14 protein-coding genes are annotated in these 16,249 nt (G+C 58.5%); 12 read left to right on the forward strand and 2 right to left on the reverse strand.

Annotated features, from left to right (window positions below; all coding sequences use genetic code 11):
* Window positions 1–4 precede the first annotated feature (4 nt).
* From V5735_RS24475 to V5735_RS24500, 6 genes are read left to right on the forward strand one after another with little or no spacing between them, the layout of a single operon-like run.
* On the forward strand, window positions 5–1,030 hold the full coding sequence (locus V5735_RS24475; RefSeq protein WP_423747348.1) for an ABC transporter permease: 1,026 nt from the start codon (window positions 5–7) through the stop codon (window positions 1,028–1,030).
* Complete coding sequence (locus V5735_RS24480) at window positions 1,027–2,142, forward strand: ABC transporter permease (protein WP_423747349.1); 1,116 nt, start codon at window positions 1,027–1,029, stop codon at window positions 2,140–2,142. Before V5735_RS24475 ends, V5735_RS24480 begins: the two co-directional genes overlap by 4 nt.
* Window positions 2,139–3,206, forward strand: coding sequence for an ABC transporter ATP-binding protein (locus V5735_RS24485; protein ID WP_423747350.1), 1,068 nt, complete (start codon window positions 2,139–2,141; stop codon window positions 3,204–3,206). The genes V5735_RS24480 and V5735_RS24485 overlap by 4 nt, the downstream gene beginning before the upstream one ends.
* A complete protein-coding gene (locus V5735_RS24490; RefSeq protein ID WP_423747351.1) occupies window positions 3,203–4,297 on the forward strand; it encodes an ABC transporter ATP-binding protein in 1,095 nt (364 codons plus the stop codon). The genes V5735_RS24485 and V5735_RS24490 overlap by 4 nt, the downstream gene beginning before the upstream one ends.
* Complete coding sequence (locus tag V5735_RS24495) at window positions 4,290–6,998, forward strand: glycosyl hydrolase (protein WP_423747352.1); 2,709 nt, start codon at window positions 4,290–4,292, stop codon at window positions 6,996–6,998. Before V5735_RS24490 ends, V5735_RS24495 begins: the two co-directional genes overlap by 8 nt.
* A 17-nt stretch (window positions 6,999–7,015) precedes the next feature.
* The gene (locus V5735_RS24500; protein ID WP_423747353.1) at window positions 7,016–9,202 is read left to right on the forward strand and encodes a glycoside hydrolase family 3 N-terminal domain-containing protein; all 2,187 of its coding nucleotides are present in this window, start codon (window positions 7,016–7,018) and stop codon (window positions 9,200–9,202) included.
* A 29-nt stretch (window positions 9,203–9,231) separates the two neighbouring features.
* Here V5735_RS24500 and V5735_RS24505 read toward each other — a convergent pair whose 3' ends face one another.
* On the reverse strand, window positions 9,232–10,317 hold the full coding sequence (locus V5735_RS24505; RefSeq protein ID WP_423747354.1) for a TrmB family transcriptional regulator: 1,086 nt from the start codon (window positions 10,315–10,317) through the stop codon (window positions 9,232–9,234).
* A 700-nt stretch (window positions 10,318–11,017) separates the two neighbouring features.
* Between V5735_RS24505 and V5735_RS24510 the strand changes: the two genes are divergently transcribed.
* A complete protein-coding gene (locus V5735_RS24510) occupies window positions 11,018–11,401 on the forward strand; it encodes a HalOD1 output domain-containing protein (protein ID WP_423747355.1) in 384 nt (127 codons plus the stop codon).
* A 19-nt stretch (window positions 11,402–11,420) separates the two neighbouring features.
* On the opposite strand, the gene V5735_RS24515 is transcribed toward V5735_RS24510, so the two are convergent.
* A complete protein-coding gene (locus tag V5735_RS24515) occupies window positions 11,421–11,654 on the reverse strand; it encodes a hypothetical protein (RefSeq protein WP_423747356.1) in 234 nt (77 codons plus the stop codon).
* Window positions 11,655–11,789: 135 nt separating this feature from the next.
* On the opposite strand from V5735_RS24515, the gene V5735_RS24520 reads away from it, so the two are divergent.
* The 5 genes from V5735_RS24520 (at window position 11,790) to V5735_RS24540 (ending at window position 16,235) form a co-directional block, all read left to right on the forward strand.
* Window positions 11,790–12,581: a hypothetical protein gene (locus V5735_RS24520; RefSeq protein ID WP_423747357.1), complete on the forward strand. Its 792-nt coding sequence runs from the start codon at window positions 11,790–11,792 to the stop codon at window positions 12,579–12,581.
* Window positions 12,582–12,911: 330 nt separating this feature from the next.
* Window positions 12,912–14,096 (forward strand): cytochrome P450, encoded by a 1,185-nt coding sequence (locus tag V5735_RS24525; protein ID WP_423747358.1) that lies wholly within the window; start codon window positions 12,912–12,914, stop codon window positions 14,094–14,096.
* 354 nt (window positions 14,097–14,450) lie between these two features.
* Window positions 14,451–15,056, forward strand: a complete 606-nt coding sequence (locus tag V5735_RS24530) for a TetR/AcrR family transcriptional regulator (RefSeq protein ID WP_423747359.1) — start codon at window positions 14,451–14,453, stop codon at window positions 15,054–15,056.
* Between the two features lie 169 nt (window positions 15,057–15,225).
* On the forward strand, window positions 15,226–15,465 hold the full coding sequence (locus V5735_RS24535) for a hypothetical protein (RefSeq protein ID WP_423747360.1): 240 nt from the start codon (window positions 15,226–15,228) through the stop codon (window positions 15,463–15,465).
* On the forward strand, window positions 15,462–16,235 hold the full coding sequence (locus V5735_RS24540; RefSeq protein WP_423747361.1) for an SDR family NAD(P)-dependent oxidoreductase: 774 nt from the start codon (window positions 15,462–15,464) through the stop codon (window positions 16,233–16,235). Before V5735_RS24535 ends, V5735_RS24540 begins: the two co-directional genes overlap by 4 nt.
* The last annotated feature ends 14 nt before the right edge of the window (window positions 16,236–16,249 follow it).

Here is a 16,249-nt window from a genome sequence, read left to right on the forward strand (position 1 = left end):
GTCCATGTACGAGTACTTCGTCAAGCGAGCGGGGCAGGCACTCTTTACGGCGTTCGTCGTGGTGACCCTCTCGTTTGCACTGGTCCGACTGATGCCGGGAAACCCTGCGGACCAGCTTCGTGGCCAGCTCATCCGTAACAACCCGGATCTCTCCCAGCAGGAGATTAACCGCCGGGTCGCCAACTACATCAACATCGACCTCACCAAACCGCTTCACGAGCAGTATCTCTCGTACATCACGGGTATCCTGCATGGCGACCTCGGTCAATCCATCAGTCAGAACGCACCAGTCTCGAAGATTCTAGGCGAGGCACTGCCGTGGACGGTCTTTGCGTTCTCGGTCGCCATTCTGCTCATGTTCGTCGCCGGTATCGCCCTCGGGTCGCTCATGGCCTACTGGGAGGGGAGCCGCTTCGACGTGGGAACGACGGGTATCGGCATTCTGCTCAACTCGACGCCGAACTACGTGACTGCGCTGTTGTTCCTCTATGTGTTCGGCTTCACGCTGGGGTGGTTCCCGACGAGCGGCCACATCTCGTCGGACATCATTCCCATCATCGACCCCCTACGGCCGGTCGCAACCTTCCAGTTCGTCGCTGATGCAGTCTACCACGCTAGCCTGCTCATCGCCGCCGTCGTCATCACCGGTTTCGGTGGGGTTGCGCTTGCGATGCGCGGAAACAGTATCCAAGTGCTGGGTGAGGATTACCTCCGTGTCGCTCGCCTCCGTGGGCTCTCCGATTCCCGAATTGCACTTCGATACGTGGCCCGTAACGCGATTCTTCCGATGTACACGGGGCTCTTGCTCGCGTTCGGCGGCGTCATCGGGGGCTCGGCCATCCTCGAACAGGTATTCACCTACCCTGGACTGGGATACTACATCGTCGCCGCCGTCGAGTCGCGTGATTATCCGTTGATGATGGGTGGATTCGTCCTCATCACGCTCGCGGTGGTCCTCGGTGCATTTATCGCTGATCTGACCTACGGACTCGTCGACCCACGGGTCTCCACAGGAGGTGATTCCTCATGAGCCGTGAGAACCGGGTCAACAGTTTCCCTGATGACTACGGCGGATTCGACACCGTTGCGAATTCATCGCTCACCCGCACCGAGCGAACCCATCGGTTACTCGATCTCTGGCTCGTAGCCCCCATGCGGGTCGTCTGGAACGACGTGCGCGCTCGTATCGGTGCAACGCTCGTCGTCGGCTTCGTCCTCATGGGCGTCGTCGGGCCAGCGTTCGTGGCTGCGCCCCGAGTCGGCCAAGCGCCGCTCCTCGTCGGCCCCTTCCAGGGGGGCATCATCGGTGGTAGCTGGTACGGATTCGTGAACACGTCGCTGTTCGGCGTCTCGGTTCCGTGGGTGGTGTTCCACTGGCCGCTCGGCACCGATAACGTCGGTCGTGGTATCTTAGAGCAAGTCGTCCACGCGACTCCCCGAATGCTCACGATGATTACGAGCGCGGGCGTATTCGTTACGGTCCTCGGAACGAGCGTGGGCGCACTCGCCGGCTACAGCGGTGGGCGCGTCGACCAGGTGCTCTCGACGGTCGTCGACATCGTGATGACGCTCCCCGGACTTCCCCTCTTGCTCATCCTCGTCGCACTGCTCGAGCCGAAGAATCCCATCGTACTCGGTCTCGTGCTTTCACTGCAGGCCTGGGCCGGCATGGCCCGTGCCATTCGATCACAGGTGCTGACGATTCGGTCGACCTCGTACGTTGAGGCGGCCCGAGCGATGGGACTGTCGACACCAGCCATCGTGGCCAAAGAAGTCGTCCCCAACATCATGCCGTTCGTAATGATCAACATGGTCAACGCGATGCGTGGGGTCATCTTCGCCTCCGTCGGCCTGTACTTCCTCGGTCTGCTCCCGTTCTCGGAGGTCGTCAACTGGGGCGTCATGCTCCAGCTAGCCTACTCGAACGGCGGAATGCTCACGCTGGACGCTGCTCACTGGCTCCTCGTTCCGATGGTTGCTATCGTTCTCCTGTCGATGGCGCTCATCCTCTTCGCACAGGGGATGGACCGCGTGTTCAACCCGCGTGTCAGGGCTCGACATGCTGAGACGACATTGGGGGCCGATGACTTGGAAGCTACCGAGACGGCAAACCGGATTGCACCGGTCGGAGGTGACCCATGAACGAGTCAGCGCAGACGACTCCCGTTGCGCCTGATGCGACGGAGTCCGGTGACGAGGATATCGTCCTCGAATGCCGGAATCTCTCGGTCGCGTTCGACATGGACCGCGGGACCTCCCGCGTTCTTCACGACGTCGACATCGACATCCGTCGCGGCGAGATTATCGGAATCGTCGGCGAGAGTGGCTCCGGCAAATCGATGTTCGCTTCGGCGCTCCTGAACGCGGTGGTCGACCCCGGTCGAACCGATGGCCGAATCACGTACTACCCACACGAGGGTGATCCGGTCGACGTACTCGGTCTGGAAAAGGGTCCGCTACGGAGCCTCCGCTGGGAGGACGTCTCGATGGTGTTCCAGGGAGCGATGAGTTCGTTCAATCCGACGATGGACTTCCGCGAGCAGTTCGTCGAGACGCTCGATGCCCACGACTACGACGTCGCAACGGGCATCGAGCGGGCAGAAGAACTCCTCGTTGACCTCTATCTCGACCCAGACCGCGTGTTGGATTCATACCCCCACGAACTCTCGGGTGGAATGAAACAGCGGGCGCTCATCGCGCTCGCGCTCGTGCTCGAACCGGAGGTACTTGTCATGGACGAACCGACGGCAGCACTGGACCTGCTCATGCAGCGCTCCATCATCAGCCTGCTGTCCGACCTTCGCGATAAATACGACCTCACGATGGTCTTCATTACGCACGACCTCCCGCTTGTGACGAAACTCGCTGACCGAATTAGCGTACTCTACGCATTCGAGTTCGCGGAGGTCGGAGACACGGCGGAGATGGTCCGTAATCCACGACATCCGTACACCCGTGCTCTGCTCAATGCGACACCGAACCTCGACGCACCGCTCTCCGAGATGCGCCCCATCGCGGGTTCTGCACCCGACCCGGTCGCTGTCCCGGCGGGGTGTCCCTACCACGAACGGTGTCCGATGGCGACCGAGGAGTGCACGGATGTGAAGCCACCGATGGAAGCGGTGTCGGCTACCCACGAGGTGGCCTGTCATCACTGGCTCCGGACCGACGAGGAGATTCCGCTCTCAACGGGGGTGGAACGATGAGTACCGACCCGGTCCTCTCGCTCTCGGACGTCGATGTCCACTTCGAGAAAGACGGTGGAGGGCTGAATCCCTTCGCCGACCGTCCGACGGTTCGGGCCGTCGACGGCGTCAGCCTCGACATCGGCAGCAACGACGTCGTCGCCATCGTCGGCGAATCAGGGAGTGGGAAGACGACGCTCGGGAAGACCGCGGTCGGCCTGCAACAGCCTACTGGAGGCACCATCGAGTATCGCGGCCAGGATATCTGGCAGGCGAAAAAGTGGCGGTCGGATCCATCGATTCCCTTCGACGAGATTCGACGCTCACTTCAGATCATCCATCAGGACCCCGGTGCGTCGCTGAACCCGAACCGAACGGTCCTGTCGTCGCTCGCGGCACCGTTAAAACGCTGGCAACCCGAACTCGGCCCGGAGGACCGTGAGGCTCGTGTCCTCCACTTCATCGAACGGGTTGGGATGTCGCCGCCGGAGGATTACGCCCATCGCTACCCGCACCAGCTTTCCGGTGGCGAGAAACAGCGCGTCGGCCTCGTGCGGGCGCTCCTCATGAACCCGGACGTCATCCTCGCCGACGAAGCGGTGAGTGCACTCGACGTGAGCCTCCGCGTTGAGATGATGGACCTGATGCTCGAACTGCAGTCGCAGTTCGGCACGTCGTTCCTCTTCATCAGCCACGACCTCTCGAACGCCCGGTACATTGCCGAACACGCCGGTGGCCGGCTCGGAGTGATGTATCTCGGCGAACTGGTCGAGCTCGGTCCCGCTGACGAGGTCCTCCAGAACCCACAGCACCCCTACACGAAGGTGCTGAAATGGGCAACGCCGGAGCTCGGCGTCGAAGAGGAAGCAACCGAACCACCAGTCCGCGAGATCGACATCCCGGACCCCGTGAATCCGCCGTCCGGCTGCCGGTTCCACACCCGCTGTCCGAACGCGACCGAGCAGTGTCGCACTGCCGCACCGGGAGCAGCAGTCGTCGACAGCCAACACCACGTCGCATGCTACCGTTCGACTAACGATACCGCCTACTGGGACAGTGACCCGCTCGACGGAGCAACACTTGCGACTGACGAGAGGACGCAGAATGACTGACGAACACTCGACGGACGAGACGAACGGTATCCTTTCCCGCCGCCGCTATCTCATCGGGGTCGGTATGCTCGGTACCGCCGGACTCGGCGGCTGCACCGGCGATACCCGCACGATAGGAGCGCAAGCCAGTCGACCATCGGATGACGCCGAGAGCCAAGCCGTACAGGCCACCTCGGACGTAGTCAGCGTCGGCGCTGGCAGTTACACTACCACGCTCCCCACCGGAGAAGAGACGCCGCCCGAGCAAATCTACGCCACGAACGACCTCTCTTCGCCGTATCCGACGAACGACTGGTGGAGTAGCATTCTCTTTGACCAGTATGGCTCACCCCTGTGGGCACACCCACTCGTTGGAACGCCGACGAGCGAGGGGCTCGACCTCTCACACCCCACCGAGTGGACGTTCTCGAACGTCGCGGGTGACAAAAACCGCGACAACATCGCGGAGATGGACGATACGACCGACCTCACACTGTCGACGACGAGGAGGTCGTTTCTCGACACGCGGTGTGCGGGCTACGGTGACTGGCACACCGACGTTCGCTGGGGTGCAGATGACACTTCCACCCCCACGCTCGACGTGACGCTTACACAGGGGTCGCCCTTCGTCTTCGCCGAGATTGCAGGTGCGGACGCCGAACTCTCGTTCGCGTCGACACCGACAGTGTGGGCCAACCATGGAAACGTTCTCGGTCTCACGGTCAACGGCCACCACTACGGTCTCTTCGCGCCGAGCGGGGGCACATGGAGCGGTCTTGGGTCGTCCACGTTCACAAGTGCTCTCAACGGGAGCAATTACCTGACGGTCGCTATCCTTCCGGAAGCGACGACAACGGCGCTCTCACGTTACGAGTCGTACGCCTACAACACCATCACCGGGACGACCGTCTCGTGGACCTACGACGAGACAGCCGGTGAAGTGCGGACGACCTTCACGTTGGAGACGACCGCTCGCGCCGAGTCGACGGTGACTGGGACCATCACCGCGCTCTATCCCCACCAGCACAAACACACCACCGCCACACTGGACAGCGACACCTTCGTCTCCCCACGTGGAACGATGCAGACAACGACGGGCACGTCGTTCAAGACGGTGCTCGACCTACCGCCGATAGTGCCGTACATGCCCGACGTCGGCAGTGTCGACCAGACACGACTCGCCGGTTACGTCGATGACGTGGAGGCCGAATCACCACTGGTTCGCGCCGGGCCGGACGCTCCGGGCGACGGCACCTACTGGACGGGGAAGAACTACGAGCGGCTCGCCCAGTTGCGACCGATAGCCGAACAGGTCGGGGACGCAGTCGCTGCCGACTCGTTCCTCACGGCACTTCGCGACGACTTGGAGACGTGGCTCGACGCGACTGTCTCCGGCGCTAGCGACTCCGAGGACGTCTTTTACTACGACGATATGTGGGGGACGCTCATCGGTTACAACGACTCCTTTGGTTCCGGTGCGGACCTCAACGACCACCATTTCCACTACGGCTACTACGTTAGGGGAGCCGCCGAAATCGCACGGACCGACCCGACGTGGGCTGACGGGACCAACTGGGGCGGGATGGTCAACCATGTCATCCGAGACTTCGCCAACCCGTCGCACTCCGATTCGATGTACCCGTTCTTACGCAATTTCAGTCCTTATGCGGGTCACTCGTGGGCCTCTGGGAATGCGGGATTCGACCTCGGTAATAACCAAGAATCCTCGTCGGAAGCCGTCAACGCATATGCCGCTATTCTGCTCTATGGCGAATACACCGACAAGACCGAACTCCGTGACCTCGGGGCATATCTCGTCGCCCACGAGACGGCGGCCGTAGATGAGTACTGGTACGACGTCGACGAGGAAAACCATCCCGCGTCGTGGGATTACAGCTACGCCGCAATGGTCTGGGGTGCTGGCTACAAGTACGACACCTGGTGGACCGACGACGTGGAGGCCATCCACGGCATCAACGTCCTCCCGGTCGGCGGCCACTCACTCTCGCTTGGGCGCAATCGCACAGCAGCGGCGTCGATCTACGACGAACTCGTCACCGCCAACGGTGGCGACTACTTCGACTATTGGCCCGACGTCCTCTGGATGTACCGCTCGTTCAGCGACCCAGTCGACGCACTCAGCCTGTTCGAGGGGAGAGCGTCGAGTTACGCCGTCGAGTTCGGCGAGTCGAAGGCCCACACCTACCGCTGGCTGACGGCGATGGACGGTCTCGGTGCAGTCGACGCTAGTGTCTCGGCCGACACGCCGCTCGCCGCCGTCTTCGACGACGGGACCGCAAAGACCTACATCGCCTACAATGCCGGCGACGCCGAGACGACCGTGAACTTCTCGGACGGAACGTCGCTCTCGGTCCCGGCGAACTCGCTGGCGACCACGGGCGGGAGCGATTCCGGGTCAGGTGGTTCCGACGGGTCGAGTGCACCCACCATCGACTCGATGTCGGCGACGGCCTACTCCAGCGGAGCGTGGAACAACGCTACCGTCGACTGGGCCGTCTCCGACGCTGACGCTGACCTCCAGTCCGTGACCATCGAACTGTTCGACAGTTCTGGCACAGTGCTAGACACGCGGACCATCTCCGTCTCCGGCGGTTCCGCCTCGGGATCGACGAACGTTCGGTCGAAGAGCAGTCCGTCGTCAGTCTCTCTGACCGTGACCGACGACGCGAACAACGCGACCACCAAAACTACAACACTATGACGATTCAGAAAAAGCAGATGACGCAGATAGACGACGATATAGGGACCCTCCTCGAGGAAATGACGCTCCACGAGAAGGCCGCCCAACTCGCCGGCACCTACGTCGGGACGATGGACGAAACCCGGACCGTCGACGACGCCGAAGAGATGGTCCGCGAGCACGGTATCGGATTCGTTACCCCGTTTGGGTACGGTGCATCACCACATCGAGACTCAGCGCGAGTCGTGGAAATCGCAAACGAACTCCAACGAGTCGCCCGCGAGGAAACCCGGCTGGGAATCCCGATTCTCATTCCTGTCGACGCCATCCACGGCCACGCCTACGTCGAGGACACCACCGTGTTCCCGCATAATATGGCCATCGCGGCCGCCCGTGACCGTGGTCTCGCAGAACAGGTCGGAACCGTCACCGCGACCGAAGTCGCCGCCACCGGGTCGAATCTTACCTACGGCCCCACCTGCGACGTCGCCCGCGACCCTCGTTGGGGACGGACGTTCGAGACCTTCGGTGAGTCACCGTACCTCACCGGCGAACTCGCGTCGGCGAAAGCCCGTGGTATCCACGACGCACCAGTGGATGTCGCCGCCATGGCGAAGCACTTCCCGGCCTACGGCGAACCGGAACGCGGCGAGGACGCGTCCCCGGTCGATAAATCGGTCTCATCGCTGTACCGCGACTTCCTCCCCCCGTTCGAGACGGTGCTTGCCGAAGGCGTCGAAGGGGTAATGCCGAGCTATAACTCCATCAACGGCGAGCCCTCACACGGCTCTCACTACTGGCTCTCGGAGGTTCTCCGAGACGAACTCGGTTTCGAGGGCTACGTCGCTTCCGACTGGAACGGCATCAACATGCTCCATCAGAACCACGGCGTCGCCGAAAACCAGAAGGATTCCGTCAAGCGGTCGTTCACCGCCGGCGTCGACGTCCACTCACTCGGCGAGGTCGACCATATCGACCACCTCGTCTCGCTCGTCGAATCAGGTGCAGTCGACGAGTCAGCCGTTGACGAGTCCGTCCGGCGCGTCCTCCAACTCAAGTCCGACCTTGGGCTGTTCGAGGACCCCTTCGTCGACGCCGAAGAGTCCGCAGAGACGCTCAACAGCGATAGACAACACGGAATTGCCCTCGACGCGGCTCGGGAGTCGATGACGCTTCTGAAGAACGACGGTGACTGCCTTCCGTTCGACCCAGATACCGATGAGATACTCATCACTGGTCCGAACGCCGACAGTCTCGTCAATCAGGTAGGTGGCTGGAGCCTCAAGGAGGAGCACGAACTTGACGGCACGACTGTCCGTGAGGGAATCGAAGGACTCGTCTCTGCCGGGACGACCGTGACCTACGAGCGTGGGTCGGGTATCGACGAACCGGACGACATCGACGCGGCAGTCGCCGCCGCGAGAGACGCCGACGAAGCCGTAGTTGTCCTCGGCGAAAACTGGTATCTCCACGAGTTCGGCCCGCAGGGCGTGAACGGCCCGACCGAGCGGTTTCCCAACCGAGCACAACTCTCCCTGCCGGACGCCCAGCGCAAGTTGCTCGAAGCCGTCTTGGAAACTGGGACACCGACGGCGCTCGTGCTCGTCACCGGCCGCCCGCTCGCGATTTCGTGGGCGGCCGAACACGTCGATGCCATCCTCCAGGCGTACTATCCCGGTGCTGAGGGCGGACAAGCCGTCGCCGAGACGCTCTTCGGCGAGCACAACCCCAGTGGGAAGCTCCCTATTTCGGTTCCGCGTTCGGAGGGCCAACTGCCAGTCCGTCACAACTACCTCCCGCATCCGTACCCCATCGGCCCCGACGAACACCTGCCGTCGTACGACCCGCTGTTCGCGTTCGGCCACGGGCTTAGTTATTCCCACTTCGAGTACCGTGACCTCTCGGTTGCCAGCGAAACAGTCCGCGAAGACTCCTCGGTGCGCGTCTCAGTGACGCTCGCCAACACCGGAGGTCGTACAGGAGAGGAGGTCGTCCAACTATTCGGCGGTCGAGATTACTCCTCGGTGGTCACGCCGGTCGAGGAACTCGTCGGGTTCCAGCGCGTCGCGCTCGACGAAGGCGAAGAGACGACCGTAGAGTTCGAGGTCTCGTCTGACGTCTTCGATGTCGTCCGTCCGGACGGGACCAGTCGCTTCGAGGCGGGCCCGATTTCGCTGCGGTGTGAGTTGCTGGAGACGTCGCTTGTCGCGGTCAACGGCAACTGAGTACACCATACACTTCTTTTTTCGAGCGGTCACTCGATGGGCGGCGTCTCCCCCGTCTGGAGACCGACCAGTGAGGCCGTTCGTAACTCGACATCCTCGAAGACGGCACCCCAGCCACCGACGACGACGGTTTCCTCGCCCATATCGAGCGTGACGGTTGCGTGCGACCCGAGGTCAGAGAGCGTTAGTCGCGTCGGCTGTCGCTCGTCACCGAGAAACGAGATATCCGTCACGGTTCCTTCGAGCGTCGTCTCTACCTCTGTCCCGAGATCGACTCCGTCAACGACCACCTGCAGATCGTAGCCATCCTCGTACAGCCGATAACAGTCGCGAATGAACTCTTCAATGGTGACGTAGGTAAACTGCTCCGATTCGTCGATGTAGATCCGGTGATAGGGGTTCCAGAGACAGGTGAGGTAATACCAGTGAAAAACGAACGGGAGAATACGATCGTTGACAAGGACGCCATACGCCTCGTCTGACCGCGTATTTGGTGCGAAACAAGTTCGGTGGCGATCGATGACGACGAGAAACGGTCCGGGGATAGAACAAACCCGAAGTTCAGAGAGCGCGCCGGTCGGGTCGAAGTCCTTCGGTGCCGTCTGTCCATCGTGGACGTAGGCGACAGCGCGGACGACAACGCCACGGTCGCGAGCCGCTTGAAATGTCGGAAGGAGTTGCTGTAGTTGTTCGTAGGTTCCCGCGACTTCGATGACGGTGTCGGCATCGTCGATAAGTATCTGGGCGTTCTCGACGGCAGTCTCCACGCGCTTCGTGACACCGATTCGAGCATCGACGCGTTTGGGCTGACGATATCGCTCACGTATCTCTTCGGCAGCATCGTGAAGGAGTTCGCCTCTGGCCTCCAAATCCGTCATCGATACGTCGGGGTCACAGGGACGGATATAGAGCTTCTCACGTTCGATCGTTTCGACGTACCCCTTCGACTCGAGGTCACGGAGGACTTCGTAGACCTGAGAGACAGGAACGCCACTCTCACGCCCGATTTCGATAGCCGGTGAGACACCCATCTCGAGTAGTGTGAGATAGGCATCCGCCTGGTAAGAGGTCAAATCCGCATATTCGAGTGCCTGTGTGAGTGTCTCACAGTCCATAGCCAGAAACAGAGGGTACAATTATTTGAATGTGTATGTGACGCGGTCGTGTATGAAAGTATACCATCTCGCGAAGGCCATCGACGCCCTCAAGGCGTTCGACGTCACCTACGAGACCACTCCGATGGGGACCATCCTGGAAGTCGACTGAAAGTAGGTGCGCATGCTCGAAGTCGTGCCGAAAACTTACGCGTTCATCAACGATAGCAACCCGGATAATGGCAGGATGGTCACCGAGAGCAGCACGTGCTGTCGAAAAAATCCCATCACCATGCATTGCCACAGAAGGTAGTTTCCCTCCGAGAAGACCGATTGCGACGATAGAATTCTTCATACTTTGTCTGCTTCCGATTCTACTATCCAAAAATCAGCACCTCCACCATAGAAACCACTGACCGAAGTAGCTAGGAGACAGGCGATGCGAAGAAAAATCGGGCGGAGTGCGGGGCGTGCGTTCACAGGCAGTCGGTATGGAAGGTTGTCTGTGTGATGGCGCCAGACAATGTGTGTCTGTGGGAGGCCGTGCGAACGCATCTAGACCAACGGTCGGGAGGATAAAGCAAGTACCGGAAGCACAAAAATTGATTTTAGTATTCGATCGATGCTCCCTTGGGTATCCAATTCGGGGCGATGAACCAGTCTCAAGCGGTTTTGAAGGTAAGCAGGTGTTACTCAAATAGGTCGAGCACGAATAGAAAGTATGTCGAGCAACCCAGCGCCCGTCGAAACGACACACTGGTTCGAAAACGAAAGCACATCTGTAGACTCAACTACTCCACCACAATACGCGTTGATAGCGACTCGGTCGATTGATCCAGAGCAATCGTTGACAGTGAGTTTGATCGAAACGATTGTTGATACGCTGAAGCCACCCGACGGCCAGACCTCACTCAGTCTGTACCAGCACGTGAATCCGGATGCGCTCGAAGAGATTATCGAGGCAAGTAAAACAAAAGAAAGTGGTGTCGAGGTCCGATTCACGATCGAAAACTATCTCGTTACCGTTCGCAGCAACAATACCGTCCTCGTTTACGAACCACTCGGACCACACCGCAACGGTAGTCGAAACCCCATCCGCAACTAGAGCGAAGACTATATCGTGTTCACTCTTCCTCGTAATCGGTGAGTCGGAGTTTCCCCTCGACTGAGTAAAGGTGGCCCTTACTGTACAGCCGTTCGATGATATCTTCGGTAGCAGGCCGCTCGAGGGCTTCTTTCGCAGCTAGAACGGCATACGCTTGCTCGGAGGCGGATTCATCACCGGTGGGATCGCTCCCGGGTGCTTCAAGTGCATCTTGCACAAGTGAGATGAGTGGCGACGTCTCGTCTGGACCCATTCGTACTATCAAATTTGGGACGCGATAGGTGAGACCAAGATTTCGCGCGATGTTCTGTATCATTCAGTGAATCTCATCCGGTCGTCGGAGCTCGATTCGCCCACCTATTTTATCCGCTAGACGTGAGACCTTCGTATGGACGAGAAGAAACAGGCCACGTTCGGCTCGGATGGGGAGTTGCGAACCGACGACGAAGCGACAAACGAGACTGACGACCGGACGGGAGCGACGACGAACGATTTCGGCGACGAGTGCGGCGAGAACGAGACCAAGTCCGGGGTGAACCGATATACCGTTTCCAGCTTGCTTCAGAAGGCGGTCAGACGTTCTGACGAGGAGACCGCGGCGTGGGCTGCCTGGGAGCTTGTGCGGTCCGGCTACGCATGGAATTTTTGGGATCGTATCAACTTGTACGTGGTCGAGGACCTACGGGCCGGTCACGAAGTGGCACTCACGATAGACCGGTACGAGGAATTGGCGCGTGAGCGCTGGACGGAAGATTCTTGGCGGGGGCGGCTGTGTGCGGTGCACGCTGCGCTAGCGGCGGCTAGGGCGACCTCTTCGCGCGAGTCCGCACATGTGGACGATTACTTTAGCGAGCTATCGGCCGAACGAGCCACCGCGTACGAAGAGGGACGCGAACCGCGATTTGACCATCCAGCGGACGATCTCGAAATAGATGGGAAGTACGACGTCGCGTTCGACCAGCATACGTACGAAGGAAAGAAACGGGGGCGCGGCGGTGCCTTCTTCAGAACGCACGGGGCCCGGGTCGGCCCTGAAGTGGAACCGGAACTCAGTCGCCGATGGCGTCTCCGGAGTATGAAGTTGGAGGATCACGACTATACTGACGAGCAACTGGCCCGTGCTATTGCTCCGGTCAAGGCCGAGGACAGGTGGTCGGACGGCGAATCTTGCAACGAGTGAAAGGCCTACCGGTCACCCCTAGGTGATGTGAGTCAAAATCCTGAAACTAATACAACACGAGGAGAAAAGAAGCTCAATTGTGTGTTATATTCGTCGCTCAGTGTGGCCACGACACCGTGACAGTAGAACTGTTTCACCGAGGTAGGACTGCGACGACGCCGTTTCTGAAGAGAATGCTCGTGTCCCACCACGAAAACCCGCAACCAGAGAGTAGAACTCGTTATGAACGGGTCGTCTGATCTACGTGTCCGGTAAATCGTCGCCCGATTAGTTAGTTAACTGTTAGATTAGCCAACAGATTAATATTCTACCGAACGTTCAGTAAATAATATGGCGTCCTCAGACCAAGACGGTGTGATTCAAGATCCACTACATCAGCCACTCCCCGAAGAACTGTCCACTGATGAGGCACAGCTCCATCGACCTAGTTGGTACGCCGAGATGCGTCGAGAGCAACCCGTGCGATACGATGAAGAGCGTAACCGATGGGATGTATTCCGCTACGAAGATGTCAACTCCATCCTTCGCGACCATGATACGTACACTACTACTTTTGGCAGTAACACTGAAGGGAAGTCGATGTTTACAGAGAACCCGCCCGAACACGGTCGTCTCCGCAATTTCGCGAGTAGTTGGTTCTCCCCTCGCACGCTGAGAGAAAAACGAACACGTTTCGAAGAAATCGCTGACAAACTTATCGACGATATCGAGCCGGGAAATGTCGATATTATCTCGGAGTTCGCGCACCCGTATCCAGTCACTGTTATCGCGGAGTCGCTTGGACTCCCTATAGAAGACTACGAACAGTTCATCGAATGGTCCGATGCTTCCTTGCGTGTACCTCCCCGAACTGAGGGGGAGGACGAGATAACTCCTGAAGAGCAGGAGACGGCGATCCGAGAGATGAACCAATATTTCTCGGAACTAATTACGGAACGTACCGACGGGGACGGTAACGACCTAATTACTATTGCCGCGACAAATGACGACCTGAGTCACAAAGAGAAAGTTACATTTTGCCATGGCATTCTCGTCGCGGGGAACGTCACGACGATCAACCTCATCACGAACGCCCTCTGGTGTTTCGAAGAGTTCGATCTATTCGATGATATCCGTTCGGGGGCAATTGATCGAAAACAAGCGATCGAGGAGGTCCTTCGCTACCGGTCGCCCGCACAGTCACTCACGCGAAGAACGACGCGACCCGTGGAGATCGGCGGCAAGGAAATCGGGGAAGGTGAAATGGTCGTCGCGTGGAACGGATCTGCAAATCATGACCCAGCAACGTTCGATGCACCTGAGGAGTTCCGCCCCGAGCGAAAACCGAACCGTCATATCGCATTCGGAGGGGGAATCCATATCTGCTTAGGGGCACCCCTCGCTCGGCTAGAAGCAGATATTGCACTCGAGAGGCTTCTTAATCGATTCGAAGTCATCGAACCGGATCTCTCGGATCTGTCTCCCCAAGCTACTCCGTTCGGTCTCAAATCCCTCCCCTGCTATCTCGAGAGATAGAACCTAACAGCGGGTTTGGAGACCTGTTACGCCAGTGTTCACTCGACACACTGTCGTTCAACTGATCCACGGCCGCTTGGAATTCGCATGTTGGATTCGGAATTCCGATTTTTCAGAGGTTATTTACCGAGCGTTCAGTGAAAGTGCCACCCGAAATCCGCTTTCAGCGTGCTGACAAACGCGGATACATCGTTGAATCGAACGGTACGGATTTCTCCTCGAGTTCATGAACAGCAGTTGCAGATCATCGATAAATAATCTCCCTCGCGCCCTTTCAGCGAAGTATTTTTGCCACCAAATGCCCATTCAGTAGATAGAGGAAAAAGTGATGCCGATGAAAGCGTGGGCGAAATGATGACAACGGATTCATCTGAAAGAGAGTGGAGTACATCCGAAGAACGAATTATGGAAGCAACGCACCGTGCACTCCTTCGATATGGATACGCACAGCTCTCTATTTCGCGGATAGCCTCCGAATTGGACCAGTCGAAAGCCTCTCTGTATTATCATTACGACTCGAAAGAGGATCTCTTGCTATCGTTTCTGGAGTACGTAACCGATCAGTTAGAATCGAACATCTATACGAATAATGACGAAGGCCCTAGCCAAGAGCTTGAACAATTCATAGAGACCCTTCTTCCGTTTCGACTTGGTGACGATGAAAGCCAGTTACGAGCCGCAATGGTTGAGCTTCGTTCACAAGCAGTGATGGACGAGAAGTTCCGTAAGCAGTTTACGGAAATCGATAACCGAATTGTAGACCACCTCGAAAGGATAATCAATCGAGGGATTGACGAAGGTGAGTTTCGGAACGTCGATTCTACGCGTGTTGCGGAACACATATTTGCTACTATTAGCGGCGTAATGTATAATCGGGCAACGACCAATCGAGAAAACGCACCCGCAGCAGTTCGCGTTGCATTATCTTCATACCTCAATACGGATCTGATGAAGCGATGATGGTAAACTGCATTGAGGGTTACGCCCTGTAACACTCGCCTTTTTTCCACCGATAGAGATACGCTCGCTCCGCGATCATTCCAGAGAATCGACATTACCGGCGCGAATGAACCAAAAAGCCTATAGCTTACCGAACGTTCATTCAACTATGTCGTTATCAGATTCGACCGTGGAAAATGGCAAGCTTCCGAAAGCGATGCCGAGCCAAAGCGGGCGACCGGAGCCGTTCGAACGGTACGTTGAAATGCGACACAACTCCCCCGTCCATTTCAACGAAGAGCGACAGCGTTGGGGCCTCTTTCGGGACGAGGACATCGATTGCGTGCTCGGCGACCACGAGGTGTTCACCTCGGATAGGGCCGCACTCGTGGACGATTCGTTCACGTCTAACTACGGAGGTGACCTATGAACGGATTAGACGGGAAAACGGCCGTCGTAACGGGGGCCGGGTCCGGAATCGGGCGCGCCTCGGCACGGCGTCTCGCGGAGGAGGGAGCAAACGTCGTTATCGCGGACGTGGTCGAAGAGACCGGACGTGAGACAGTCGATCTGATCGAAGACGATGGCGGTGACGCGACGTTTGTCGAAGTGGATGTCTCCGACGTCGAGTCAGTTGAGCAGATGGTCGATGTGGCGGTCGATACGTACGGCAGCCTCGACATCGCCCACAATAATGCGGGAATCCTCACCGGTTTCGTGGGAATAACCGACATCGAAGAGAAACACTGGGATAAACTCCTCGACATCAATCTAAAAGGCATTTGGGCGTGCATGAAAGCCGAACTTCCGGTCATGGAAGAACAGGGAAGCGGTGTAATCGTAAATACCGCTTCCGAGGCAGGGCTGGTTGGAATGGGCGGACTCGCTAGCTATTCTGCTAGCAAACACGGTGTCGTCGGGTTAACGAAAACAGCCGCCCTTGAGTATGCTACTCGAGGCATTCGAGTCAATGCGATTGCACCGGGTCCGACGAAAACGAACATTCAGGCCAACTCGGTGGAAAGCGGTAGTGACCCGACATCGATGCCGTTCGACACGTCAGCGATGACCGACGTTCCGATGGGACGGGTTGCAGAGCCAGAGGAGATGGCCAGCGTAGTGGCATTCCTCTGCTCGTCCGATGCTTCGTACATCACAGGATACACCCTCCCCGTCGATGGGGGCCAAGCAGCCGACTAAACACCGCCGATCCT

This window comes from Haladaptatus sp. SPP-AMP-3, from assembly GCF_049568665.1.
GTDB lineage: Archaea > Halobacteriota > Halobacteria > Halobacteriales > Haladaptataceae > Haladaptatus > Haladaptatus paucihalophilus.